Source organism: uncultured Bradyrhizobium sp., from assembly GCF_947648125.1.
In the GTDB taxonomy this organism is placed as follows: domain Bacteria; phylum Pseudomonadota; class Alphaproteobacteria; order Rhizobiales; family Xanthobacteraceae; genus Bradyrhizobium.
In genome coordinates this window covers 53,715-77,417 of the sequence record NZ_CANSMR010000016.1, presented here as the reverse complement: position 1 = coordinate 77,417, position 23,703 = coordinate 53,715, and the positions used below count along the sequence as shown (strand labels likewise).

General features: G+C 65.0%; 24 protein-coding genes. 16 read left to right on the top strand and 8 right to left on the bottom strand.

Going from position 1 to position 23,703, the window contains the following annotated elements; all coding sequences use genetic code 11:
- Positions 1-115 precede the first annotated feature (115 nt).
- Both Q0030_RS25585 and Q0030_RS25580 read left to right on the top strand, forming a co-directional pair.
- Entirely contained in the window at positions 116-1,417 is a 1,302-nt protein-coding gene (locus Q0030_RS25585) for an ATP-dependent Clp protease proteolytic subunit (protein WP_298373172.1), read from the top strand.
- A 120-nt stretch (positions 1,418-1,537) separates the two neighbouring features.
- Positions 1,538-2,674 (top strand): MFS transporter, encoded by a 1,137-nt coding sequence (locus Q0030_RS25580; protein ID WP_298373449.1) that lies wholly within the window; start codon positions 1,538-1,540, stop codon positions 2,672-2,674.
- Between the two features lie 107 nt (positions 2,675-2,781).
- Here Q0030_RS25580 and Q0030_RS25575 read toward each other — a convergent pair whose 3' ends face one another.
- Together Q0030_RS25575 and yidD are read right to left on the bottom strand one after the other, a co-directional pair.
- Positions 2,782-2,949 carry a hypothetical protein gene (locus tag Q0030_RS25575; protein ID WP_298373170.1) on the bottom strand — a complete coding sequence of 56 codons (168 nt, stop codon included), beginning with the start codon at positions 2,947-2,949 and terminating at the stop codon, positions 2,782-2,784.
- A gap of 114 nt (positions 2,950-3,063) precedes the next feature.
- On the bottom strand, positions 3,064-3,357 hold the full coding sequence (gene yidD / locus Q0030_RS25570; RefSeq protein WP_298373167.1) for a membrane protein insertion efficiency factor YidD: 294 nt from the start codon (positions 3,355-3,357) through the stop codon (positions 3,064-3,066).
- A gap of 300 nt (positions 3,358-3,657) precedes the next feature.
- Between yidD and Q0030_RS25565 the strand changes: the two genes are divergently transcribed.
- Positions 3,658-4,575 (top strand): hypothetical protein, encoded by a 918-nt coding sequence (locus Q0030_RS25565; protein ID WP_298373165.1) that lies wholly within the window; start codon positions 3,658-3,660, stop codon positions 4,573-4,575.
- A gap of 22 nt (positions 4,576-4,597) precedes the next feature.
- Here the strand turns inward: Q0030_RS25565 and Q0030_RS25560 are convergent, their stop codons facing one another.
- The gene (locus Q0030_RS25560) at positions 4,598-5,044 is read right to left on the bottom strand and encodes an iron-sulfur cluster assembly scaffold protein (RefSeq protein ID WP_298373163.1); all 447 of its coding nucleotides are present in this window, start codon (positions 5,042-5,044) and stop codon (positions 4,598-4,600) included.
- A 239-nt stretch (positions 5,045-5,283) separates the two neighbouring features.
- Here Q0030_RS25560 and folE point away from each other — a divergent pair, with 239 nt between their 5' ends.
- The 10 genes from folE (at position 5,284) to Q0030_RS25510 (ending at position 14,199) form a co-directional block, all read left to right on the top strand.
- Entirely contained in the window at positions 5,284-5,964 is a 681-nt protein-coding gene (gene folE, locus Q0030_RS25555; RefSeq protein ID WP_298373161.1) for a GTP cyclohydrolase I FolE, read from the top strand.
- 28 nt (positions 5,965-5,992) lie between these two features.
- Positions 5,993-6,421 (top strand): phosphoribosyl-AMP cyclohydrolase, encoded by a 429-nt coding sequence (gene hisI / locus Q0030_RS25550; RefSeq protein ID WP_298373158.1) that lies wholly within the window; start codon positions 5,993-5,995, stop codon positions 6,419-6,421.
- Positions 6,422-6,575: 154 nt separating this feature from the next.
- Positions 6,576-7,238 carry a c-type cytochrome gene (locus tag Q0030_RS25545; protein WP_298373446.1) on the top strand — a complete coding sequence of 221 codons (663 nt, stop codon included), beginning with the start codon at positions 6,576-6,578 and terminating at the stop codon, positions 7,236-7,238.
- A gap of 49 nt (positions 7,239-7,287) precedes the next feature.
- Entirely contained in the window at positions 7,288-8,502 is a 1,215-nt protein-coding gene (locus tag Q0030_RS25540; protein WP_298373443.1) for a cytochrome c, read from the top strand.
- A 113-nt stretch (positions 8,503-8,615) separates the two neighbouring features.
- A complete protein-coding gene (locus Q0030_RS25535) occupies positions 8,616-8,795 on the top strand; it encodes a hypothetical protein (RefSeq protein ID WP_298373156.1) in 180 nt (59 codons plus the stop codon).
- Positions 8,795-9,358 (top strand): cytochrome C oxidase subunit II, encoded by a 564-nt coding sequence (locus tag Q0030_RS25530; protein ID WP_298373154.1) that lies wholly within the window; start codon positions 8,795-8,797, stop codon positions 9,356-9,358. The genes Q0030_RS25535 and Q0030_RS25530 overlap by 1 nt, the downstream gene beginning before the upstream one ends.
- The gene (locus Q0030_RS25525) at positions 9,348-10,973 is read left to right on the top strand and encodes a b(o/a)3-type cytochrome-c oxidase subunit 1 (protein WP_298373152.1); all 1,626 of its coding nucleotides are present in this window, start codon (positions 9,348-9,350) and stop codon (positions 10,971-10,973) included. Before Q0030_RS25530 ends, Q0030_RS25525 begins: the two co-directional genes overlap by 11 nt.
- A complete protein-coding gene (locus Q0030_RS25520; RefSeq protein ID WP_298373149.1) occupies positions 10,970-11,761 on the top strand; it encodes a c-type cytochrome in 792 nt (263 codons plus the stop codon). Before Q0030_RS25525 ends, Q0030_RS25520 begins: the two co-directional genes overlap by 4 nt.
- A gap of 88 nt (positions 11,762-11,849) precedes the next feature.
- Positions 11,850-12,854 (top strand): transglycosylase SLT domain-containing protein, encoded by a 1,005-nt coding sequence (locus tag Q0030_RS25515; RefSeq protein WP_298373146.1) that lies wholly within the window; start codon positions 11,850-11,852, stop codon positions 12,852-12,854.
- A gap of 163 nt (positions 12,855-13,017) precedes the next feature.
- The gene (locus tag Q0030_RS25510; protein ID WP_298373143.1) at positions 13,018-14,199 is read left to right on the top strand and encodes a DUF2336 domain-containing protein; all 1,182 of its coding nucleotides are present in this window, start codon (positions 13,018-13,020) and stop codon (positions 14,197-14,199) included.
- A 59-nt stretch (positions 14,200-14,258) separates the two neighbouring features.
- Here the strand turns inward: Q0030_RS25510 and Q0030_RS25505 are convergent, their stop codons facing one another.
- From Q0030_RS25505 to Q0030_RS25495, 3 genes are all read right to left on the bottom strand, one after another.
- Positions 14,259-14,849 carry an Hpt domain-containing protein gene (locus tag Q0030_RS25505; protein ID WP_298373140.1) on the bottom strand — a complete coding sequence of 197 codons (591 nt, stop codon included), beginning with the start codon at positions 14,847-14,849 and terminating at the stop codon, positions 14,259-14,261.
- An 8-nt stretch (positions 14,850-14,857) separates the two neighbouring features.
- Positions 14,858-15,403: a response regulator gene (locus Q0030_RS25500; RefSeq protein ID WP_050402868.1), complete on the bottom strand. Its 546-nt coding sequence runs from the start codon at positions 15,401-15,403 to the stop codon at positions 14,858-14,860.
- A gap of 125 nt (positions 15,404-15,528) precedes the next feature.
- On the bottom strand, positions 15,529-16,308 hold the full coding sequence (locus tag Q0030_RS25495; protein WP_298373135.1) for an NAD kinase: 780 nt from the start codon (positions 16,306-16,308) through the stop codon (positions 15,529-15,531).
- Between the two features lie 162 nt (positions 16,309-16,470).
- On the opposite strand from Q0030_RS25495, the gene Q0030_RS25490 reads away from it, so the two are divergent.
- Entirely contained in the window at positions 16,471-18,054 is a 1,584-nt protein-coding gene (locus tag Q0030_RS25490) for a peptidase S10 (protein WP_298373132.1), read from the top strand.
- 472 nt (positions 18,055-18,526) lie between these two features.
- On the opposite strand, the gene Q0030_RS25485 is transcribed toward Q0030_RS25490, so the two are convergent.
- Entirely contained in the window at positions 18,527-19,408 is an 882-nt protein-coding gene (locus tag Q0030_RS25485; RefSeq protein WP_298373130.1) for a LysR substrate-binding domain-containing protein, read from the bottom strand.
- 183 nt (positions 19,409-19,591) lie between these two features.
- Between Q0030_RS25485 and Q0030_RS25480 the strand changes: the two genes are divergently transcribed.
- Together Q0030_RS25480 and Q0030_RS25475 are read left to right on the top strand one after the other, a co-directional pair.
- The gene (locus Q0030_RS25480; protein ID WP_298373127.1) at positions 19,592-20,053 is read left to right on the top strand and encodes a (2Fe-2S)-binding protein; all 462 of its coding nucleotides are present in this window, start codon (positions 19,592-19,594) and stop codon (positions 20,051-20,053) included.
- Positions 20,054-20,056: 3 nt separating this feature from the next.
- The gene (locus Q0030_RS25475; RefSeq protein WP_298373124.1) at positions 20,057-22,234 is read left to right on the top strand and encodes a xanthine dehydrogenase family protein molybdopterin-binding subunit; all 2,178 of its coding nucleotides are present in this window, start codon (positions 20,057-20,059) and stop codon (positions 22,232-22,234) included.
- Positions 22,235-22,545: 311 nt separating this feature from the next.
- Here the strand turns inward: Q0030_RS25475 and Q0030_RS25470 are convergent, their stop codons facing one another.
- Positions 22,546-23,442, bottom strand: a complete 897-nt coding sequence (locus tag Q0030_RS25470) for a DUF2189 domain-containing protein (protein WP_298373121.1) — start codon at positions 23,440-23,442, stop codon at positions 22,546-22,548.
- Positions 23,443-23,703: the final 261 nt, after the last annotated feature.

The following is a 23,703-nucleotide window of genomic DNA, read 5'->3' as shown; positions in this document are numbered from 1 at the left end:
CCGCACCGAATTCAGGGGAGCTCGCCTGCACGTGACGGCACCGAGCGTTGCGACGCTGCCGATCATCGTTTAACGTCGAATGTCCACTTTCCCGCCATCGCGCTCCGCAAGGTTCATGTTTTCTCGTCTCCTGCTTTTCGTGGCGTTGCTTCTGGTCCCGGGCGTCTTGCGGGCGGAAGAAACACCGGTCGAGAAGGCCGGGTTTGCGAAGAGGCTGACCATCTACCTCGCCAAGGGACCGGCGAATGCCTGCGGCGCCGGTTGCGATCGCTGGATCGCGATCGAAGGCGAGATCGATCGGAATGCCGCGGCGCGGATTCGCAGCTTCCTGCTTGCCGTCAAGGACCCGCAGCTTCCGATCTACCTTCATTCGCCGGGCGGAAACGTCGAGCAGTCCTATGCGATCGCGCGGTTTCTGCGTGCACGCAAGGCGATTGCCCGGGTCGGTCGCACCAGCGTGCCGGCCTGTTCCGCGGGCACTGAGATCGACGCCGCCTGCCAGAAGATCAAGGCTGTGAAAGGCGAGGTCGAGGCCGAACTCACCACGCGCAACGCGATGTGCGTTTCGGCCTGCGCCTATCTGTTCGTGGGCGCGACCAACCGTGAAGTGGCGCCCGACTCGGTGCTCGCTGTGCATAACTCCAGGCTGATGTTCGTGGTCCACGGCCATCCGCCGCCGCAGGTCGTCGCCGATTTCAGGCGGCGCGAGATGGTCAGTGCCGATCGCGACCGCAACCTGTTCCTCGCGGCGATGGGAATCAGCCATGAGCTCAGCGAGCTGATCCGGACCGTGAAGTTCGAGAACCTGCACGTGCTGACGCGGCCGGAACTCTATCGATTCGGAATCGATACGCGGCCGCTGCCGGAAACACTATGGGCGGTGGAGAAGGAAACCCGGCCCTATGTCCGCAAGATCGCGCAGCAGAAGAAGGGCGACGGCAGCTCGTTCCGCATGATGGAGTGGCGCCTGTTCTGCGAGAGCAAGGATCGCGGGCGGCTGATGTTCGTGCGCGAGTTCGACGAGGGCGCCGCCGGCAAAAGCACGGTGGTGATGATGGCCGGCGCCACCAGAACCGTCGCGTTCGGCAGGTTGCCGGCGCGGTTCGGCAAATACGAGGTCTGGAGTGATCCGGTGACCTCGGACATCGTCAAGGCGATGCTGGCGGTCGCGCATCTGCAGATCGGCGAAAGCACGCCGTCGTCGGACGGCAAGTCAGATCCCAAGGCGGATCTCAAGTCCGATCTCAAGCCCGACTTCACGACATTCGATATCGACACGACCGGGCTGGAGCAGGGCTGGACGCAGCTGCTGGCGTCGTGCCCGGAAACGAGCGCTGGCCCGAAGCCGGCGAGCCCGTTGCCGACCGCCGTGTCGCCGAGCGTCAACGCGGGGCCGGCCGCATCGCCGGCGCCGTGAGCGCAAGAGGCGCTATTCGATCACGTGCCATCGATCACGTGCTATGCATTTAGATGCAGTTGCATTGATTTCGGGGTCTGCTAACAACGCGGCGTGAAACGCTTCGCTCCCACCGCATTGATGCTCGGCAATATCGTCACCGGCTGCTCGGTGCTGGCGCCGGCCGGCATGCTGGCGGAGCTGTCGAGCGGGCTCGGCGTCACGATCCACGCCGCGGGTCTCCTGATCACCTTCGGCGCGATCGTGCTGTGCGTCGGCTCGCCGGTGACGGCGTGGCTGACCAGCCGGTTCGAACGGCGCGCGCTGCTGACGGCGACGCTGCTGGTGCTGACGCTGACCAACGCGGCATCTGCTTTCGCGCCGGACTACGACAGCCTGTTGATCATCCGCCTCGTGATGCTCGCGGTCGGTGTCCTCTACACGCCACAGGCGGCCGGCACCGCGGCACTGATCGTGCCGGTGGAGAAGCGCGGCAGCACGATCGCCTATATCTTCCTCGGCTGGTCGCTCGCCGCCGCGATCGGGCTGCCGTTGATCACCTTCATCGCAAGCCGTTACGGTTTTCGCACGACCTATGGCGCGATCGCGCTGACCGGGCTCCTGAGCTGCCTGCTGCTGTGGTGGCGGTTGCCGGGCGGATTGCATGGCGCGCCGGTCGACTTGAGGACCTGGGCCGATCTCGGCGGCAATCCGACCGTCATCCTGCTGCTGTCGATCACGACGTTGCAGATGTCCGGCCAGTTCGTGGTGTTCACCTTCATGGGGCCGCTGCTCGGCAAATTGACCGGCGCCAACGCGGACGCTGTCGGCATCGTGTTCGCGCTGTACGGCATCTTCGGGTTCGTCGGCATTGCGATCGCGACCCGCATCGTGGATTCCTGGGGCGCCTGGAAGACGTCGGTGCTGTTCACCGTGCTGCTGCTCGCCGGCGTGGCCGGCTGGGCCCTGAGCGCCGGTGCCTACGCATTGATGGCCGCCTCGGTTGCGGTCTGGGGCCTCGGCTTCGCGTCGACCAATTCGATGCAGCAGGTGCGCCTGGTCGGCGCGGCGCCGACGCTCGCGTCGGCGTCGGTCTCGCTCAATACCTCGGTGCTGTATATCGGCCAGGCCATCGGCTCCGCGATCGGCGGATTGCTGTTCGCGCGCGAATGGCTCTACAGCGCGGGCTATGTGGCCACGGCCTTCGTCGCGGCGGCCCTTGCGGTTGTGGTGATCACGCGGCCGCGCCAGACGGCGCGCGCTGCCGCAGCCGAGTGAGCTTCTTGCCTTAAGGCGGTTTTCCGCGAATCTGCGCCCATGCCGCTCGCGCGAGTCGTGGCGCGGCTTCTGGTTCTGGCGCTAGCCTGTGAGGGACGCGTGGCGCGTCACCACTTCACGCTCTGGCTGGGCACTATGAATGCCGTCGTGCTCGGCTTGTTCGGATTGTGGGTGAAGTAGCCGTAGGCGGCAACGATCATGACGAGCAGGGCAAGCACGGCCAGCAAATCGATCTGCCGGGGATCGTGACCGTTGTGGCTGAGTTTCCAGCGCATTGTTGTTTCCTCCCCGAGGGGATCCCATGCGGGCAATGAAACAATGCGCCAAGTATCGCCACAGTTCCGCCGGACAGCAATGCGCGCCGCGCTCAGGAGCGCCGCAGTAATCGATCAACTGTCGTTGACGCCGCGCCAGCGGCCGTAGCGCCAGGGCAGATACCAGTGAGCCCCGAGCGGCTCCGCCTGCGGGACATTATCGATGCCGGAGGTTCCCCAGGGCTGGCAGCGCAGCAATCTTGCCAGCGTCATCCATCCGCCGGCCCATAGTCCGAAGCGCTCGATCGCCTCATCGCCATAGACCGAGCAGGTCGGCAGATGCCGGCAGTTGTAGCCGACCAGCGGCGACAGCGAGTGCCGGTAGATCCAGATCAAGGCGCGGCCGAAATTGCGCGGCATGCGGCGCATGGTGCTGGCACAGTCCGTGCATCGCGGATGGTGTGTAGTCGAGCGATCGGTCGGAGACATACGCAAGTATGTACGTAATCTTGCGGGGGTTCCAAGCCAAGGAACTGTTCAATTGCAGATATTTACGCCACAGTTCATTATTATCGCACAGCCCTGGTCGCGGTGCAGCAAGGGTCCTATGGACGGTCCAGATCAGCAACGCTACCGTCCCCATTGCGCGCCGATGACGGATTCGTGGCGCGTTGCCATGGGGCCATTGCCACCGCTCGCATCACCAAGGGCTTGGGGGAAGGAACCAAATTGAGGCTCGAGAACTCGCTTTCGCTGCGCAGTTGGGTGCTCACCGGCGTCGTTGCCGTTTGCCTCGCGATTTCCGGCACCGTCACATGGGCGGGGAACTCCACGCAGACCAGCTCGACCCTCGAAGAACGCAAGCTGCCGATGAAATTCAGCTGGATCGCATGCCAGCCGAATTGCCGCGGCTGGGTGTCGGCGGTCGGCATCATCACGGCCGACAGCCCCAAGGAATTCGACGAGTTCGCGCGCGGCCGCCAGCTTGGCGGCGCCACCATTGTGCTCGACTCCAGCGGCGGCTCGGTCAACGACGCGATCGCGCTCGGCCGCCGCTTCCGCGGTCTCGGCGCGCTGACCACGGTCGGCACCAGCGTCGTCAATCTGGCTGCGCAGGGCGACCGTGCCAGTGTGCTGCCGGATGCCTATTGCGAGTCGATGTGCGTGTTCCTGCTGTTGTCGGGCAAGACGCGCTATGTGCCACCGGCCGCGCACATCCGGGTGCATCAGATCTGGATGGGCGACCGCGCCGACGACGCCAAGGCGGCCAGCTACACCGCGCAGGACCTGATGATCGTCGAGCGCGATATCGGCCGTCTTGCCAAATACACCTTCGATATGGGTGGCGCGGGTGAGCTGTTGTCGCTCGCACTCAGCGTGCCCCCGTGGGAAGATTTGCACGAATTGTCGGCGGCCGAATTGCGGGTGACCAATCTCGTCACCACGGACGCGGTTGCCGACGTGCTGCCGCGGCAGGACAACGCCATCCCGATCGCCGAGGCGAAGCCGAAGAACGGCGATCGCTTCGTCAGTAGCGCGATGGAAGGTGAGGCACTGCCGCAAGTCGGGAAGGCGACCAAGACCGCCGAGGCTGTGGTGCCGACCGGCGGCACCGCAGCGCCGGCGCCGGTCCAGCCGTCGCAGTAAGGTTTGGGGCTGGCAGCCGGGCTTACGCCGGCTGCCTTGCCTTGGCCTCGATCTGGCCGATCGCATCGACCACGGCATCGAAGGTCAACAGGGTGGAGGCATGGCGGGCCTTGTAGTCGCGCACCGGCTCGAGCAGCGCGATGTCGGCCCATTTGCCGCCCTGCGGAGGCTGGCCATTTTCCTTCAGCATCTTGCGGACGGTCTCGCGCAATTCACGCAGCTCGTCCGCGGTCGACCCCACCACATGGCTCGCCATGATCGAGGAGGACGCCTGGCCGAGCGCGCAGGCCTTCACGTCATGGGCGAAGTCCGTCACCACAGGGCCGTCCATCTTGAGGTCGACCTTGACGGTCGAACCGCACAATTTCGAATGGGCGGTGGCACTGGCGTCCGGCTCGGCCAGCCGTCCGAGGCGCGGAATATTGCCGGCCAACTCAATGATCCGCTTGTTATAAATGTCGTTCAGCATGGGGGCAGATGCCTGGTTCCGGCTGCGCCGGGCGCTCTTGGCGGCTGGGTCTCACCGTCCTATATATGAACGGCATCGTCCGAAACATAGCCCGGCTATGCTTCCACTGCGGGCCACTTGCGCCGCGGCGATGGTACAAAGATGGGACTCAGGCGCCCGGCGGTTCGATGATCCGCCCCGTCTGCCCGGTGACACATCCGGCCCAAAGGCAAATGCCTGGCCGGTCGAACGGAGAAGACATGGACGCCTTGATCAAACCGATTCGCGCCAACAAGCCGGCCGATGCGAAGGCCAGCGAGCTCGACCCTTCAGAATTCCTGGCGGCGGCCGTCCGTGCCGACCAGCCGCGCCCGTCGCGGGCGGAGGCCGAGGACGCCGTGAAGACGCTGCTCGCCTATATCGGCGAGAATACCGGCCGCGAGGGCCTGCTCGACACGCCGCGCCGCGTCGTCGAGGCCTATGACGAGCTCTATCAGGGCTATCATCAGTGCCCGGCCGAGGTGCTGAACCGCACCTTCGGCGAGACCGCCGGCTACGACGATTTCGTCCTGGTCCGCGATATCGAATTCACCTCGCAGTGCGAACATCACATGATGCCGTTCTACGGCAAGGCGCATATCGCCTACACGCCGGTGGAGCGCGTCGTGGGCCTCTCCAAGCTGGCGCGGCTGACCGATATCTTCGCCCGCCGCCTGCAGACCCAGGAGCATCTCACCGCGCAGGTCGCTGCCGCGATCGACGAGGTGCTGAAGCCCCGTGGCGTTGCGGTGCTGATCGAGGCGGAGCATACCTGCATGTCGGTGCGCGGTGTCGCCAAGCATGGCGCCTCGACCTTCACCAGCCGCTTCACCGGCATGTTCCGCGACAATCCGGCGGAGCAGCAGCGTTTCCTGTCCCTGGTGCGAGGACCGAACCGGTAACCTCGCATTTTCCCAAGCGAGGTTTTCCGTGTCCGCATCGACCCACGATCACGACCGCGAAGAGGGGCTGGCCTTCCAGCCCAAATTCGACGCGGCAGGTCTTGTGACCTGCGTCGCGACCGATGCCGCGACCGGCGATGTGCTGATGGTCGCGCATATGAACGACGAAGCCCTGCGCAAGACGATCGCGACCGGCGAAGGCTGGTACTTCAGCCGCTCGCGCAATGCGCTGTGGCGCAAGGGCGAGAGCTCGGGCCAGACCCAGCGCGTGATCGAGATCCGGATGGATTGCGATCAGGACGCGGTGTGGATCAAGGTCGAGCAGATCGGCGCGGCCTGCCACACCGGACGGCGCTCCTGCTTCTATCGCGCCGTGAAGAACGAGGGCGGTGACATTAGCTTGTCATTCGTCGATGCAGACCGGCTGTTCGATCCGGCGCAGGTCTACCGCAAATAGAGCGTTGATCTAAATCAAATGCGATGCGTCGAAGTGGTGCACTTCGTTGCCTCCTGTTCGGCTGTGTGCGAGTAATTGCCCATCGTCGTCGCGCTGGGGGTGAGTTGTGGCGCATCGCCTGATACCGCTTCTTGGGTTTCTTGCCTGGGTTGTATTGCCGATCGGTGCGGCGCAATCGCAAACCGCGGAGCGTGCACCCGATACCATAGCCGCACGCGTCCTCGCCTGCGCGCCTTGTCACGGCGCCGAAGGTGAGGGCACCAGCGACGTCTATTTTCCGCGTCTCGCCGGCAAGCCAGCCGGCTACCTCTATAACCAGCTGATCGCGTTCAGGGACGGGCGGCGGAAATATCCGCCGATGAACTATCTGCTGGAGTTTCAGACCGACGATTACCTGAAGAAGATCGCCGAGTATTTCGCGTCGCTCCGGCCGGCATTTCCGCCGCCGGTCCCGCCGGTCGACAGCAAGGAGATCCTGGCGCGCGGCGAAGCGATCGTGAAGAACGGCGACCCACAGCACGGCATTCCGCCCTGTTCGGCCTGTCATGGTCAGGCATTGGGCGGCATGGAGCCCGGCATCCCGGGCCTGCTTGGCCTGCGCGCGGCCTATATCAGCGGACAACTCGGCGGCTGGCGCTACGGCACGCGGACCGCGCTCGCTCCCGATTGCATGCAGATCGTTGCGAGCCTCCTCACAGAGGACGACGTGAAGGCGGTGGCTGCCTACCTGTCGTCGCGCCCATCGCCGGCGGATCCGTCTTTCGCGCCGCGAGGCAGCCTGCCGATGCCGCTCGAATGCGGCAGCGAACCGCACTGAAGGGATCGTGCAGATGTCGCGAACCTCCACAGGACTGCTGGTCGGATTGATGCTCGCATTCGCGCCCGTCGCGGCACGCGCGCAGCAGACGGCGGCTGATCCGGCGATCATCGCCAAGGGCGAATATCTCGCACGCGCCGGCGATTGCATCGCCTGCCACACTGCGCGCGAAGGCAAGATCTTCGCCGGCGGCCTTCCGATGAAGACGCCATTCGGCACGCTCTACACGTCGAACATCACGCCCGACCCGCAGACCGGGATCGGCACGTGGACGTCGGATCAGTTCTACCAGATGATGCACAATGGCCGCTTCCCCGATGGCGGCCTGGTCTATCCGGCGATGCCGTTCGCGTCCTACACCCAGGTGACGCGCGAGGATAGCGAGGCGATCTACGCCTATTTGCGCACTGTGGCGCCGGTCAGGCAGCTCAACAAGCCGCATGACCTGACATTCCCGTTCAACAACCGCTCGCTGATCCTCGGATGGCGCACGCTGTTCTTCAGGGAAGGCGAGTTCAAGCCGGATCCGAGCAAGTCCGCCGAGTGGAACCGGGGCGCCTATCTCGTCGAAGGGCTCGGCCATTGCGGCATGTGCCATACCCCGATCAACGCGCTCGGCGGCAGCTCGCAATCGCAGGCCTTCGAGGGTGGCCTGATCCCGATGCAGAACTGGTACGCGCCCTCCTTGACCTCGAACAAGGAGACGGGCCTCGGCGATTGGACGATCGAGGAGATCGTCGACTATCTGCGCAAGGGTGTCTCCGCCAAGGGCGCCGTGTACGGGCCGATGGCCGAGGTCGTCTACAACAGCCTGCAATATCTCAATGACGACGACGTGCGCGCGATGGCGGTCTATCTGAAGGGCCTGGCGCAGCGCGGCTCGCCTGAGAAGCCGTCGACGCCGCTGCCATCGGCGGAGAGCAGCCTGCTGCTCTCCTTCGGCAAGCCGATCTATGACCGCGAATGCGCCAGCTGCCATGGCGCGACCGGGCAGGGCATGCCGCCGGACTATCCGCCACTCGCCGGCAACCAGTCGATACAGATGGTTTCCGCCGTCAACCCCATCCGCATGGTGCTCAATGGCGGCTATCCGCCGGGCACATCAGGCAATCCGATGCCGCACGGCATGCCGCCATTCGCGCAGAAGCTGTCGGACGACGAGGTCGCGGCTGTCGTGACCTACATTCGGACGGCGTGGGGCAACCGCGGCGAGCCGGTGTCGGCGCGGCAGGCCAATGAACTGCGTGCAGCAACGCTGAACTAAAGCATGATCCGGAAAAGTGCGAAGCGGTTTTCCGAAAAGATCTTGCTCAAACAAGGAGCCAGGGCGTGATGACGATTCAACCTGATCCCGTCGCGCTCTAGGGGAACGCGGTCATGATCAACTCATCTTCGCCGCAACCGTCCACTTCCGTCTCGGAAGACGAGGCCGTCGAGACCATCGTTCGCGCGGGCCCGAGCGGCGCGGTCGCGATCGCAGGTGTTGCGACGGCGATCGTGGTCGGCTTGTGGTTTGCGTTCTATCTGTTCGTCTTCCTGCCGCGGAGCGCGCCCTGATGGCGACCGAGACGGACCATAACCTCGGCGAGGCAGTTGCCGCACGGGTCGAGCGGCGCTGGGCGACGCTGTCGATCGTGATTGTCGGCCTGCTGGTCGGCATGGCGGCCTATATCGGCATTCATCAGGCGACGATGCCGCAGGGCCGGGTCGAAACCGCCGATCCCAAGACGTTGCATCTGTCGGGCGAATTCATCGAGAGCAATCTCGGCAGCGAAATCGAGGCCGACGGCTCGGTCACCGTGCGCGCCATCGGCCAGCAATATTCCTTCACGCCGCAATGCGTTGTGGTGCCGGCGGAGACAGCGATCACCTTCCGCGCCACCAGCGCGGATGTTGTCCACGGATTCCTGATCGAAGGCACCAACGTCAACACGATGCTGGTGCCGGGCTACGTTACGGCGCTGCCGGTGCGCTTCAAGGCACCGGGCGATCACGTGATGCCATGCCAGGAATTCTGCGGCATCGGCCACCAGGGCATGTGGGGCAAGGTCAAGGTGGTCGACAAGGCCGCGTTCCGCGACATGGCGGCGGCGAAGCGGAGGCTGACCTGTGTTGACTAACAAGCGGCTGATAGCGGCGCATTTCTGGCTCGCCTTCATCGTGTTCGGCGTCGCGCTGGTGCTCGGTGCCTGGCAGATGTTCGTGCGCAGCCCGTTGAACGCCTGGCACTTCAATCCGGAATTCTACTATCGCTCGGTCACCGCGCACGGTTCGGCGATGGGCTACGTATTCCCGACGCTGATCGCGATGGGCTTCGGCTATGCGATCACCGAAGCGTCGCTGGAGAAGGCGCTGATTGGACGGCGCTGGGCCTGGGCCGGCTTCTTCCTGGTCGCCGTCGGCGCCGTTGTCGCGATGATCCCGGTGTCGCTCGGGCTCGCCTCGGTGCTCTACACCTTCTATCCGCCGATGGTCGGCAATCCCTTCTATTACATCGGCGTTGTCATGGTCGTGGTCGGCTCATGGATCTGGGTCGCGCTGATGGTGACCAATTTCGCGATCTGGAAGCGCGAGAACCCGGGCAAGCCGGTGCCGCTTGCGATGTACGCCAATGTCGCGGGCTCATTGCTCTGGGGCTGGACCGCGGTCGGTGCAGCGCTGGAAATCCTGTTCCAGATCCTGCCTGTGGCGCTTGGACTCAAGTCGACGATCGATGCGGGGCTGGCGCGCGTCTTCTTCTCGTGGACTCTGCACGCCATTGTCTATTTCTGGCTGATCCCGACCTACATCGCCTATTACACGATCTTCCCGCGCGCGATCGGCGGCCGGCTCTATAGCGACGCGATGGCACGGATCTCGTTCATCCTGTTCGTCGTGGTGGCGATGCCGATCGGCGTGCATCATCTGTTCGCCGACCCGCAGGTCGGCGCCGGATTCAAGTTCATGCATTCGGTGTTTACCGGCCTGGTGACGTTGCCGACACTCCTCACGGTGTTCACGATCTGCGCGTCGGCGGAGATCGCAAGCCGCCTCCGTGGCGGCCGCGGCGCATTCGGCTGGATCAGGGCGCTGCCATGGTCCAACCCGATCATGCTGGCGACCGCGCTGTCGCTGGTCATGCTCGGTTTCGGCGGCGCCGGCGGTATCATCAACATGAGCTACCAGCTCGACGCCACGGTGCACAACACGCAGTGGATCACCGGCCATTTCCACCTGATCTTCGGTGGCGCCATCGTGATCATGTATTTTGCCATCGCCTATGATCTGTGGCCGCATCTGACCGGGCGCGCGCTGGACAGTTTCGGCCTGATGCGCACGCAGCTCTGGCTGTGGTTCATCGGCATGATCGTGACCACCTTCCCATGGCACTATGTCGGTATTCTCGGCATGCCGCGCCGCATGGCATATTATGACTACGCCAATCCGGCGATCTCGCCGCAGGCCTTCTCGGTGACGATGTCGGCGATCGGTGGATTCATCCTGCTGCTGTCGGGTCTTCTGTTCCTGCTCGTCCTGATCCGCGGCCAATTCGGCGCGCGCGGCGAGGCGGGTGCATACCGCTTCGCAGTGCCATTGCATATGCCGGCGCGGATTCCGGTCGCGCTCAACTCGTTCGGCCTTTGGCTTGCCTTGATGGTCGGCCTCACCGTGGTGAACTATGGCTTCCCGATTGCACAGCTGATGGCGCTGAACGAGACCAGCGTGCCCGCGGTCTATGTCGGAGCTGGCCGATGAGTGATCAGCAGCTGTTCTCCCCGCGCAATCCGTGGTTCGGCATCAGCGTCGGCGTCACGGCCGCCATTGCCGTGCTGTCGGCCATTGCGGGCCTGATCTGGTTGCCGCTGGCGCAACCCAACCTCAAGCTTGCAGGCGTCTGGGACGCGATCTGCAGCGCAGCCGGCGTTCCGCGTGCCGCCGTGCAGGAGGCCAGTGTCAAGCCGGATTTCAAGACCTCCAATGTGGTCATGACGTCGGAGATGCTGACCAAGGTCAATCAGGTCTCGATCGGGCGGGGCGCGACGCTGGCGCAGCGTTGCGCGATCTGCCACGGACCGCAGGGCGTCAGCGACGCCAATTCACCGAACCTCGCCGGGCAGTTTGCCGCGGTGACGTACAAGGAGCTCAACGACTTCAAGTCCGGCGCGCGGGTCAACGTCGTGATGAGCCCGTTCGCGGCGGCGATGAGCGATCAGGACATGAAGGATGTTGCGGCCTATTACGCCTATCTGCCGCGGGTGCCTTCGAACAATCTGGACACCGGGCGCCCCGCGCCGGCGGTCGTGGTGACGGGGGCCCCGATGCGCAACATCCCGCCTTGCGGCTCCTGCCACGGCGATATCGACAACAAGGCGGGAAGCCCCTGGCTCGGCGGTCAGTCGGCGGTCTACATCAAGGCGCAGCTCGAGGCATTTGCGTCCGCGGCCCGCCGCAACGACATCAGTCAGCAGATGCGCAACATCGCGCGCCAGATGACCGCCGAGGAGATCGACCAGGTTGCGCATTACTACGAGGCCCAGCCTTGAGGGTTGTTAACGCGCCGTTAACCATAATTACGGCAGTTTGACGGGACATGGGCGCCGATTGCCGGCGCCCGGCAAGGCACCCGGACAGATGGCGGTCGACCTCTTCAATGCGACGGCTTCGGCAGGTGTCGATGCTTTGCGCCTGAAGGTCGCCGGTTCGATCAAGCAGGCCGCCGCGACCACCGGCACGAGCTTCGAATATCTGCTCACGACCGCGAAGATGGAGTCCAATTTCAATCCGCGGGCCGGCGCCACGACCTCGTCGGCGCATGGGCTTTATCAGTTCATCGACCAGACCTGGCTCGGCACCGTCAAGGAGGCCGGAAGCCAGCTCGGCTACGGCCAGTATGCCGACGCCATCACCAAGAACTCCGACGGCAGCTATTCGGTCAGCGATCCCTCCGCGCGCAACGCCGTCATGAAGTTGCGCGACGATCCCGATGCGGCGTCCTCGATGGCGGCGGTGCTGACGCAATCCAACAGCTTCAAGCTCACCGGCACGCTCGGCCGCCGTCCGACCGATGCCGAGCTCTACATGGCGCATTTCATGGGCGTCGGCGGCGCCGGCAAGCTGATCTCGAGCGCCGAGGACAGTCCGAGCGCCAATGCCGCCGCGATGTTTCCGAAAGCTGCCGCCGCCAACCAGTCGATCTTCTACGACAAGTCGGGCAGTGCGCGCAGCGTCAGCCAGGTCTATTCGGTGTTGACCACGCGCTACGCCGCGGCTGCGAATTCGAACGACACGCGCACGGCCTTTGCCGCGGCGGGCGGCGACACCATGAGCCCCAATGCGATTGCAAGCGCTGCGCCGACGCAACCGCTGACCATGGACACCGCGTCCTATCTTTCGACCTTCCCGAATGCCCGCGCGGCCTCATCAGCCGGTGCGAGCTCGGCCGTCGCATCGGCGCAGCCGGCGCCGGCCTTCCGCTCGCTCTACCAGGGCGGCGACCGTTCGGAGCCGATCTCGCCGGTGGTGCAGGAACTGTGGGGCAATTCCGGCTCGCTGACCGCGTCGGCGACGCCAAAGGTCCGCGCGCCAGGGCGGCTTGATCTGTTCAGCGACCCGAACGGCACCTACAGCAACGGCTAGCCTTGCTGGTTTCGCAGCTGCGTTTGCGCACCGTGGCCGTCTTAACGAAACGTCAATAATCCCAAACGTTTATGGTGAACCCTTTGTTAAGCGTCATGGTTTATTTTTCCTTGTAGTTGGCATCGTATGTCGATGCCGTCTCGTTGCGTAAGCCGGCAGGACCATGATCGTTCGGCAGTTCATTAGTTGGATTAGGACCGCTCCAGCAGGCGAGCGGGCAGAGGCGACACGGGCGTTGGCCCGCGCCTGGCTCATCTCGGATCTCACCGAGGACGACCGCATCGCAGCCGAGGGCGCGCTGCTGATGCTGCTCGACGACCCGTCGCCGCTGGTGCGACGGGCGATGGCCGAGGTGTTTGCATACAGTGCGGAGGCGCCGGCTACGATCGTGCAGGCGCTGTCGGCCGACCAGCCGGCAATCGCGCTGCCGGTGCTGGAGCATTCACCGCTGCTGATCGATGCCGACCTGGTCGACATCGTCGCGACCGGCTCCGACGAGATGCAGTGCGCGATCGCGCGCCGCGCCAATCTGCCGGCCTCGGTCGCTGCGGCGATCGCCGAGGTCGGCTCGGCGGCGGCGGCGCTCGAGCTGATCGAGAATCCCTACGCCGGGCTTGCGGCTTTCTCCTGGGACCGCATCGTCGAGCGCCACGGCCATCTCGCGGCGATCCGGGAATCGATGCTGCAGCTGGAAGATTTACCGTCGGCGACGCGGCTCGCGCTGGTCGCAAAGCTCTCCGACACGCTGGCGCAGTTCGTTGTCGCGCGTAACTGGCTCGGCGCCGATCGCGCCGACCGCATCGCCGGCGAGGCGAAGGAGCGCTCCACGGTGAACATCGCCGCGCGTGCCTTCGGCGACGACATGCAGAACCTCATCACGCATCTGCGCGCCACCGGCCAGCTCACCGCCGGGCTGATCCTGCGCGCGCTGCTGTCGGGCAATCTCGATCTGTTCGGAGCCGCGCTCGCCGAACTGTCCGGGCTGCCTTATGGCCGCGTTTCCGCGCTCCTGAATGACCGCGGCGGCAACGGCCTGCAGGCGCTGCTGCGGCGCGCAGGCCTGCCGGAATCCACTTATGCAGCGTTCCGCGTCGCGCTCGAAGCCAGCCACGAGGTCGGCTATGTCGACAGCGGCGACGGTGCGGCGCGGCTGCATCGCCGCATGGTCGAGCGCGTGCTGACCCATTGCGAGACCGACCATTCGGCGGCCGAGCCGCTGCTGATCCTGCTGCGCCGCTTCGCGACGGAATCGGCCCGCGAGGATGCGCGCATGTTCTGCGAGGAGCTCGCCGCGGAAGACGCGGTCGCGGTGCTGCCCTACGACGACGATCTGATCGCGGCCTGAAGGCCGCGTTTCCCATGATTGACAATGATTGAAGCCGTGGCCGCCGTCGCGGCGCGCGGCTATTCGCCAGGTGCGATGCTCGGCGCGAGGATGGCCTCGAGATGTTCGGGGCGGTCGCGGTTGGCGTGAGTCAGGAATTCATCGGCGATGCCGCGGAGCTGCTTGCTCAGCACGCCGGCCACGACCGCGGTGTCGAGCTTGGTGCGGTTCCGCACAATCGCCTGCACGGCATTGATGTGGTGGGCAATCAGCTGCTGCGGCACCGCGGCGAGGTCGGGCGCGTGCTCGATGATGCGGCACAGGCTCTCGGCCGCCGCCGCCGCCGAGGGATAACCGAATGTTGCGGCATCGCCCTTGATGTCGTGCGCGGCGCGGAACAGCTCCTCGCGCGTCTTGTCGTTGAAGCCCTCGCGTTGCACCGTGGCGTGCGCGGCGGAGAGGCGGTCGGCCTCGATCGTCATCCATTCCTTGAACTCGCCCGACAGCCCGGCGAGCGCCTTTTCGGCGCGGCCGACCGGATCGTCGAGATCGCTCTCGGGAACGCGCAGCAACACCTTGCGCAGCGGGTTCGGCTGCGTGATGACGTGGTGCGTGCCGAAACTCTTGACCTCGATGGTGCCTGGTTTGTCCTTGGAATTGTCCTTGGCCATGACGGTTCCTAAATGGCGGAGCGCGCCTTCTCGAGCAGCGATGGCTGCTGCAGGATTTCGACCTCGCCGCTGCCGCGGCGTTCGGGGCCGATATAGGTGTTGGTGGTGTTGCGGCGGCGGTCGGGACCGAAATAGGTCTTGGTCTTGATGAACGGGCGCGGATTGGCGACCACGTTCATGATGCGCTGGTAGAGGCCCTTGGCCGAGATCGGCTTGGCCAGGAATTCGGTGACGCCGGCATCGCGCGCCACGGTGACGCGGCGCTTCTCGGAATGGCCGGTCAGCATGATGATGGGCGCATAGGGATTGCCCTTGGATTCCGGCTGCCGGATCATCTGCGCGAGCTCGAGCCCGTCGAAGATCGGCATCGACCAGTCGGTGATGACGATGTCGGGCACGTAATGGGTGTACATCTCGAGCGCGGTGGCGCCGTCCTCGGCCTCATACACCTCGCGCGCGCCGAACGAATGCAGCAGCGTCCGCAGGATGCGGCGCATGTGCGGATTGTCGTCGCAAATCAAAAATCGCAGCTTGTTGAAATCGATGCGATACATGGTCCGGCCCTGATAGGGCATACCGGGCCAATGCGGTATTACCCAACGTTAACCATATCCCGCCCGCGGTTAATGATTGGTTGCCGGGCAGGGGGGCAAGCGGAGCAAGGGGAGGCGGCGCGCCGTCAGTAGCCGAACTGCTCGCGCAGGATGCGCTCTTCCAGCGAATGGCCGGGATCGAACAGCATCCGCATCGCGATCGTCTTGTCGGAGAGCACCTCGACCCGGCGAACATCGCGGACCTCGTCATGGTCGGCGACCGCGGCGACCGGGCGCTTCTCGTCCTCGATCACCTCGATCACCACGAACGCGGAGTTCGGCAGCAGCGCGCCGCGCCAGCGCCGCGGCCGGAACGCGCTGATCGGAGTCAGCGCCAGCAGCGCCGCGTTGATCGGCAGGATCGGCCCCTGGGCGGAGAGATTATAGGCGGTCGATCCGGCGGGCGTCGCCACCAGGATGCCGTCGGCCATCAGCTCGGGCATCCGCTCATGCTCGTCGATCAGGATGCGCAGCTTGGCGACCTGGTAGGTCTGCCGGAACAGCGCGACCTCGTTGATGGCGTGATGCAGATGCACGGCGCCATGGATGTCGGTCGCGCGCATCAGCAGCGGATTGATCAGCGACTCCCGCGAGGCCGCCAGCCGCGTGCGCAGATCGTGCGTCGAATATTCGTTCATCAGGAAGCCGACGGTGCCGCGATGCATGCCGTAGATCGGCTTGCCACTGCGCATGTTGGCGTGCAGCGTCTGCAGCATCAATCCGTCGCCGCCGAGCGCGACCACGACGTCGGCATCGGCCGCCGGATGGTTGCCGTACATCGCGGTCAGTTCAACGAGCGCCGTCTGCGCTTCCGCGCTCGCGCTCGCGACGAAGGCGATCTTGTCATACCGCTTGGGGCTAGCCATCGCTCACGAACTCGTTTGGCACGGAACACGCCGCGCTCGTCTATACATCCCGGGCGGCCTTGTCGAGATGGTCCGGAAACGGACCGCATGCCTTGCGGGTGCCGCCAAGCTAGCGCAGTTTCCGGGTGGAATCCTTAAACATGGGCGCAGGGAGTGAACGGCATGGCTAACAGTTTTGCGACACGGCTCACCGCGGCGTTGCTGGTGGCCTGCCTCGCAACCGCGGTGCGGGCCGATGACGAGACCCCGCAGCCATCGCCGTCGCCGAGCGCGCAGGCCCCAAGCAGTCAGAATCCAAGCGGCCAGAAGGGACGAGCAGGCCGCGGCGAGGCGGGCTCCGGCGCCAGCGCTGCGGCCAACACGCCTGCCGCCGAGCAGCACCGCCTGCCGCCGGATTCCACGACCAAGCAATCGGTCGCGCTGCCCGGCCGCACGCTCGCCTTCAGCGCGACCGCGGGCTCGATCCGCGTGTTCGACGACAAGGGCGAGCCGCTCGCCGACATCGCCTACACCTCCTACCAGCTCGACGGCGCCGAGAAGGCGAGCCGCCCGGTGACGTTCCTGTTCAACGGCGGGCCGGGCTCCGCGTCGGCCTGGCTGCAATTCGGCAATGTCGGGCCGTGGCGACTGCCGTTCGACGGCGCGGTGTCCTCGGCCTCGCCGGAGCTGCAGCCGAATGCCGACACCTGGCTCGATTTCACCGATCTTGTCTTCATCGATCCGGTCGGCACCGGCTACAGCCGTTTCGTCACGACGTCGGAGGATGCGCGCAAGCGCTTCTTCACCGTCGATGGCGATGCCAATTCGGTCGCGCTGGTGATCCGCCGCTGGCTGGAGAAATACGACCGGCTGCCCTCGCCGAAATATGTCGCCGGCGAAAGCTATGGCGGCATTCGCGGACCCAAGGTGGTGCGCAATCTGCAAATGCAGCAGGGGGTCGGCGTACGCGGCCTGATCCTGATCTCGCCGGTGCTGGATTTCCGCGACTATACCGGCTCCAGCCTCCTGCAATATGTCGCGAGCCTGCCGACCATGACCGCGGTCGCGCGACAGGCCAAGGGGCCGGTGACGCGCGAGGATCTTGCCGACGTCGAGAGCTACGCGCGCGGCGATTTCCTGCTCGATCTCGTCAAAGGGCAGGCCGATACCGAGGCCACCGCGCGGCTCGCCGACAAGGTCGCGGGCCTGACCGGCATCGATTCGGCGGTGAGCCGCAGGCTCGCCGGCCGCTTCGACATCGGCGAATTCCGCCGCGAGTTCGATCGCAAGAAAGGCAAGGTGACCGGCCGCTACGATGCCTCGATCGAAGGCTTCGATCCCTATCCGGACTCCAGCTCCTTCCGCTTCAACGATCCGTCCGGGGATCCGCTGATGGCGCCGCTGACCAGCGCCGCCGTCGATCTCACCACGCGCAGACTGAACTGGCGGCCGGACGGCTCCTATCATCTGCTCAGCGAAAGCGTGAGCAAGGGCTGGGAGTTCGGCCACGGCATCAGCCCGCCGGAATCGGTGACGCAGCTGCGCCAGATGCTGGCGCTCGACCCCAAGCTGAAGCTCCTGATCGGTCACGGCCTGTTCGACCTCGCGACGCCGTACTTCGCCTCGAAGATCATCCTCGACCAGCTGCCGGCCTTCGCTGGTCCGAACCGCACCAGGCTGGTTGTCTATCCCGGCGGCCACATGTTCTACTCCCGCGACGGCTCGCGCCAGGCGTTCCGCAAGGAGGTCGAGGCGCTGATCAAGTGAGGGGAACGTGGCGGCATAGATTACGCCGCCGGCGCGACGCCCACAGCCGTCGTCCCTGCGAAAGCAGGGACCCCTACGCCGCGGCGGATGTTGTAGGCGGGACTCGTCGTTCCAACGTCGCGCATCAATTTACATTGGAGGTTATGGGTCCCTGCTTTCGCAGGGACGACAGTGAGTTTGTTGCGCCGGCCGCTGCAAACATTCTCGTCGTCCTGGCGAAAGCCAGGACCTATAACCACCGAACTTGATTGTGAGTGAGATCGTGGCCCCAGCGTCGCGTAACGATTGCCATTTGGGGTGATGGGTCCTGGCTTGCGCCAGGACGACACCGAATGTGTGGCGCGTTCCTGCATCCCGATCGTCGTCCCTGCGAAAGCCGGGACCCTAACCACAGGGTCGTGGTGTGGAAGAGGGCTGTGGCCCCAGCGTCGCGCTACACTCACCTTCATGTTGCCCGTCCGGTCAATTGGTCTCAGCCGTAGGTCTCCACGATGAAATCGATCAGGGCGCGCAGCTTCGGGGTCATCTTGCGGTGCTTCGGCCACAGGATCTGGCGCGCGCGGCTTTGCGTCGTGTAATTCGGCAGCAGCACCTGCAGCCGTCCCGCGGCGATGTCGTCGGCCAGCAGCTCGTCGCGCATCAGCACGATGCCTGCGCCCGCCAGCGCTGCGTAGCGGATGCCGAACGCGTTGTTGATGGTCAGGCGGCTTCCGACGTCGACGTGCACTTCGCCCTCCGGTCCGAAGAAAGTCCACCTTCGCGCATCCGACCAGCCGGGATAGCGCAGGCATTCATGACTGCTGAGATCCGCCGGATGGGTCGGCGTGCCGCGTTCGGCGAGATAGCCTGGCGCGGCGCAGACCACGCCGGTGTAGGGCGACAGCGAGCGCGACATCATGGTGGAGTCGGTCAGCGTGCCGACGCGGATCGCGGCGTCGAGGCCTTCCTCGAGCAGATCGACCATCCTGTCGCTGAGCACGAGGTCGACCGAAACCTCCGGGTATTTCCTCATGAAGCGGACCAGCGCGGGCGCCAGGCTGTACGACCCGAAGGCGACGGAGGTCGCGATGCGGAGCTTGCCGCGCGGCGCGCTCAAGGCCTCCTCGACCAGCGCATCGCCGGCCTCGGCCTGTTCCAGCAAATGCTTGCAGTGATCGAGATAGCTGCGGCCGAGCTCGGTGAGGCCCTGCCGCCGCGTCGACCGGTTGATCAGCTGCGAGCCGAGCCGGTCCTCGAGAAACCGGATATGCTTGCCGATCATGGTCGGCGAGATCCGCAGCTCTTTGGCCGCCGCGGTGAAGGAGCCGAGATCGGCGACGCGGGCGAATACGGACATGCTGGTCAGTCGATCCATGATTATAAACCAATGGTTATTTCATTGCGCATCGTCGCGCCGCTTATGCGGCATTGGAATTGGATTTATTACCATAGGTGAGTAATCGGCGCGAATGCGCGTTCGATCGCTTTGGAATGTGGCCGGTTGCGCCCGGAGGGGCGCAGTCCGAGCAGGGTCTCGAACCACGACAGGAGTGTCAGGATGCCTTTCCAGATCACCATTAATGGGACCAGTCATTCGGTCGACGCCGACGGCGATACGCCGCTGCTGTGGGTGCTGCGCGACGTGCTCGGCATGACCGGCACCAAGTTCGGCTGCGGCATGGCGCTGTGCGGCGCCTGCACGGTGCATCTCGATGACAGCGCGGTGCGCTCCTGCATCACGACGATCGACAGCATCGGCGACTCCAAGATCACGACCATCGAGGCGGTCGGCAAGACGCCGGCGGGCAAGAAGATCCAGGACGCCTGGCTCGCGCATGAGGTGCCGCAATGCGGCTACTGCCAGTCCGGGCAGATCATGTCGGCTTCCGCGCTGCTTGCGAGCAAGCCGCAGCCAACGGACGCCGATATCGACGACGCGATGTCGGGCAATATCTGCCGCTGCGGCACCTATGTCCGCATTCGCGAAGCCATCAAGCAAGCCGCGCAGTCGGGAGGTTGAGCCATGACGCTGATCGACAATGTGTCTGAGCGCGCCGCCGATCTGTCGCGGCGCAATTTCCTCCGCGCCGGCGCGATCGCAGGCGGCGGCCTGCTGCTCAGCGTGAGCCTGCCGTTCGCCAGCCGCGAGAGCGAGGCTGCGACGTCCGATGGCTTCGCGCCGAATGCCTTCATCCGGATCGGCGGCGACGGCAAGGTCGTGTTGACCATGCCCTATGTCGAGATGGGGCAGGGCACCTATACCTCGATCCCGATGCTGATCGCCGAGGAGCTCGAGATCGGCCTGACGCAGGTGCAGCTCGAGCATGCGCCGCCGAGCGACAAGCTCTATGCCAACCCGCTGCTCGGCGTGCAGGCTACCGGCAATTCGAATGCGATGCGCGGCGCCTGGCAGCCGATGCGGAAAGCCGGCGCCACCGCGAAAGCGATGCTGGTCGCAGCCGCGGCGAAGCGCTGGAACGTCGAGCCCGGCTCGTGCCGCGCCGAGAACGGCGAGGTGCATCACGCAGCCTCGGGACGCAAGCTCGGTTACGGCGAACTGGCAGCCGATGCGGCGCAGATGCCGGTGCCGGAGAATGTGACGCTGAAGAACCCGGCCGAGTTCAAGCTGATCGGCACGCCGGCCAAGCGGCTCGATACGCCGTCCAAGATCAACGGCTCGGCGGTCTACGGCATCGACGCACGACCACCTGGCGTGAAGATCGCGACGCTGGCGCAGTCGCCGGTGTTCGGCGGGCGGGTCAAGCGCGTGGATGATGCGGCGGCGAAGGCCGTCAAAGGTGTGCGCCAGATCGTGAAGCTCGATGACGCCGTCGCCGTCGTGGCCGATCACATGGGGGCGGCGAAGAAAGGTCTCGCGGCGCTCACGATCGAGTGGGACGAGGGGGCTCACGCCAAGCTCGCCACGTCAGATATCGCGCGCGAACTCGAGGCAGCCACGACGAAGCCCGGCGCGGTCGCGCAAAATGTCGGCGACGCCGACAAGGCAATGGCGGGCGCGGCGACGAAACTCGAAGCGACCTATCAGCTGCCGTTCCTCGCCCATGCCACGATGGAGCCGATGAACTGCACCGTGCATGTCCGCGCCGACGGCTGCGAAATCTGGGTCGGTAACCAGGCCCTCTCGCGCGTGCAGGCGGTGGCCGCGAAGATGCTGGACCTGCCGCCGGAGAAGGTGGTGGTGCACAATCACCTGCTCGGCGGCGGCTTTGGCCGCAGACTCGAGGTCGATGGCGTCGTTCGCGCCGTGCAGATCGCGAAGCAGGTCGATGCGCCGGTCAAGGTGGTGTGGACCCGCGAGGAAGACATCCAGCACGACATGTACCGGCCGTATTGGTGCGACCGGATTTCGGTCGGCCTCGATGCATCCGGCAAGCCGGTCGCCTGGAACAATCGCTTCGCCGGCTCGTCAGTGATTGCGCGATGGGCGCCGCCGGCGTTCCGCAACGGCCTCGATCCCGACACGACGGAAGGCGCAATCGATCTCGTCTACGACATCCCCAACTTCCACGTCGAATATGTCCGGGTCGAGCCGCCCGGCATTCCGACTGCGTTCTGGCGCAGTGTCGGGCCCTCGCACAACGTGTTCGTCACCGAAAGCGTGATCGACGAAATGGCGGCCGCGGCCAAGCAGGATCCGGTCGATTATCGCCGGGCGCTGCTCGGCAAGTCGCCGCGTGCCAAGGCGGCACTCGAACTCGCGGCGGCCAAGGCCGGCTGGGGCGGCAAGTTGCCTGCCGGCCGCGGCCGCGGCGTGTCGCTGCAATTCGTGTTCGGCAGCTACCTCGCGCTAATTGCCGAGGTCGAGGTTGCCAAGGACGGTTCGGTCCGCGTCCACCGCGTTGTCTGCGCGATGGATTGCGGCACCGTGGTCAATCCCGATACAGTGCAGGCGCAGCTGCAGAGCGGCATCAATTTCGGGGTCACCGCTGCGCTCTATGGCGAAATCACGCTGAAGGACGGTCGCATCGAGCAGGGCAATTTCGACAGCTACCAGATGCTGCGCATCGATCAGGCGCCGGCCATCGAAGTCCATATCGTGCCGAGCACCGAGCCGCCCGGCGGCATGGGCGAGACCGGGACGTCGGGCATCGTGCCCGCGATCAGCAACGCGATCTTCGCGGCGACCGGCAAACGACTGCGAAAGATGCCGGTCGATCCGGCGGTGTTGAAGCAAACGTGACCGATTGAAAGGCAGCCAGGGCTGCGCTCCTCGCATCGGGGGAGCGGCCTTGGCGCGCGCAAGGCAGCGCGTTCTCGCGGCGTGCTGCACCCGAGCCTTGCTCTTCGTTTCGCCCCCCTTGAACAGAGGGCGCACCGCATTCGTGACGTGGTGTGACAATAAACTGCGTGTGCTTTGCCCCGTTAGCAATCAAGCTCGCGCCGCTGTCACTAGAGCCTTTTCCGTTCCGATTGAATCGGAACGGGGCTCTGGATTCTTGTTTTGACGCGTTTTCTTCACGCGAACCGGTATCCGCTTCGCTCGAAGACGCTCTAGCGCTCACGGCTCCACGGGAACAGCGAGGCCGGGAAATCGGCCGCGTAGCGGTGACCGATCGGCGGGCGGGGCTCCTCTTGCGGAGGATTCGGGTCAGGCTCGATCACCTTCCTGTAAAGATGCCAGGTCGCATGACCAAGCACCGGCAGGACGACGCAGAGACCGACGAAGAATGGCAGTGAGCCCACGGCCAGCAATACCGCAACGATCAATCCCCACGCGGCCATCTCAATTGGATTCATCATCACGGCCCGTATCGAGGTGCGGATCGCATCGATCGCTGTCGCGTGGCGGTCGAGCATCAGTGGAAATGAGACGACGCTTACGCATAGGGCAACCAGGGCGAAAAGGAAGCCGACGCCGCATCCGACGATGATGAGCGACCAGCCTTCGGGCGTCGTCAACACGCGCTCTGCGAAATCAGGGATGCTTGCAGCCGGAGCATAGCCGAAAGTCGCAACGTAGATCGCGTCCGCGGCGGCGATCCAGACCCCGAACAGAACGAACAGGAGAATGCCAAGTTCGAGCATGGCGCCGAACGACGGCGCGCGCAGCACCTGCATTGCATCCCAGGCTCCTGGCTCCTCTCCCCGCTCGCGGCGGCGGCTCAGTTCGTAGAGGCCTAATCCGGCGAAAGGACCGATCAGGGCGAAGCCGGCGGCAAGCGGAAACAGCAGCGGCAGCACCGAATAGCCGATCACAAGTCTGAACAGGACAAGTCCGAGGACGGGATACATCACGCACAGGACGATTGCGTGGGTCGGGATGGCCTTGAAGTCTTCCCAGCCGAGGCGCAGCGCGTCGCCCAGGTCGGAAAGGCTGATCTTGCGAACGACAAAGGCGGTCGAGACGCCAAACAATTGCAGCTTGGGTCGTGCGAATACGGTGGTCATGGTTCCGGTCTCCTTGCTTGTGCCCGCAGGGGAACGGAGCGCCATCAACACACGCACATCCGCCTCATGCGCGAAAATCGCGACTGAGTCCGGCAAATCAGATTCAACCAGAAGGAGCTTGCCGGACGACATCCGTCGCAACCGGTCCAATCAAACTAGTCCGATACGCAGCAGAAGCAAGATGGCGAACGCGGTCGGGAGAATTGTGCAAGCGCACACGCCAGGTTTTGCGATGCACCATCTGACGGCGGGTCCCGATCG

Coding starts and splice junctions, on each gene's coding strand:
- Q0030_RS25505 (WP_298373140.1), bottom strand. CDS start 14,849: ATGGCCAAGGACAATTCCAAGGACAAACCAGGCACCATCGAGGTCAAG.
- folE (WP_298373161.1), top strand. CDS start 5,284: ATGGACGCCTTGATCAAACCGATTCGCGCCAACAAGCCGGCCGATGCG.
- Q0030_RS25500 (WP_050402868.1), bottom strand. CDS start 15,403: ATGTATCGCATCGATTTCAACAAGCTGCGATTTTTGATTTGCGACGAC.
- Q0030_RS25495 (WP_298373135.1), bottom strand. CDS start 16,308: ATGGCTAGCCCCAAGCGGTATGACAAGATCGCCTTCGTCGCGAGCGCG.
- Q0030_RS25515 (WP_298373146.1), top strand. CDS start 11,850: ATGGCGGTCGACCTCTTCAATGCGACGGCTTCGGCAGGTGTCGATGCT.
- Q0030_RS25485 (WP_298373130.1), bottom strand. CDS start 19,408: ATGGATCGACTGACCAGCATGTCCGTATTCGCCCGCGTCGCCGATCTC.
- Q0030_RS25580 (WP_298373449.1), top strand. CDS start 1,538: ATGCTCGGCAATATCGTCACCGGCTGCTCGGTGCTGGCGCCGGCCGGC.
- Q0030_RS25575 (WP_298373170.1), bottom strand. CDS start 2,949: ATGCGCTGGAAACTCAGCCACAACGGTCACGATCCCCGGCAGATCGAT.
- Q0030_RS25475 (WP_298373124.1), top strand. CDS start 20,057: ATGACGCTGATCGACAATGTGTCTGAGCGCGCCGCCGATCTGTCGCGG.
- Q0030_RS25585 (WP_298373172.1), top strand. CDS start 116: ATGTTTTCTCGTCTCCTGCTTTTCGTGGCGTTGCTTCTGGTCCCGGGC.
- yidD (WP_298373167.1), bottom strand. CDS start 3,357: ATGCGCCGCATGCCGCGCAATTTCGGCCGCGCCTTGATCTGGATCTAC.
- Q0030_RS25510 (WP_298373143.1), top strand. CDS start 13,018: ATGATCGTTCGGCAGTTCATTAGTTGGATTAGGACCGCTCCAGCAGGC.
- Q0030_RS25520 (WP_298373149.1), top strand. CDS start 10,970: ATGAGTGATCAGCAGCTGTTCTCCCCGCGCAATCCGTGGTTCGGCATC.
- Q0030_RS25560 (WP_298373163.1), bottom strand. CDS start 5,044: ATGCTGAACGACATTTATAACAAGCGGATCATTGAGTTGGCCGGCAAT.
- Q0030_RS25530 (WP_298373154.1), top strand. CDS start 8,795: ATGGCGACCGAGACGGACCATAACCTCGGCGAGGCAGTTGCCGCACGG.
- Q0030_RS25540 (WP_298373443.1), top strand. CDS start 7,288: ATGCTCGCATTCGCGCCCGTCGCGGCACGCGCGCAGCAGACGGCGGCT.
- Q0030_RS25535 (WP_298373156.1), top strand. CDS start 8,616: ATGATCAACTCATCTTCGCCGCAACCGTCCACTTCCGTCTCGGAAGAC.
- Q0030_RS25480 (WP_298373127.1), top strand. CDS start 19,592: ATGCCTTTCCAGATCACCATTAATGGGACCAGTCATTCGGTCGACGCC.
- Q0030_RS25470 (WP_298373121.1), bottom strand. CDS start 23,442: ATGACCACCGTATTCGCACGACCCAAGCTGCAATTGTTTGGCGTCTCG.
- Q0030_RS25490 (WP_298373132.1), top strand. CDS start 16,471: ATGGCTAACAGTTTTGCGACACGGCTCACCGCGGCGTTGCTGGTGGCC.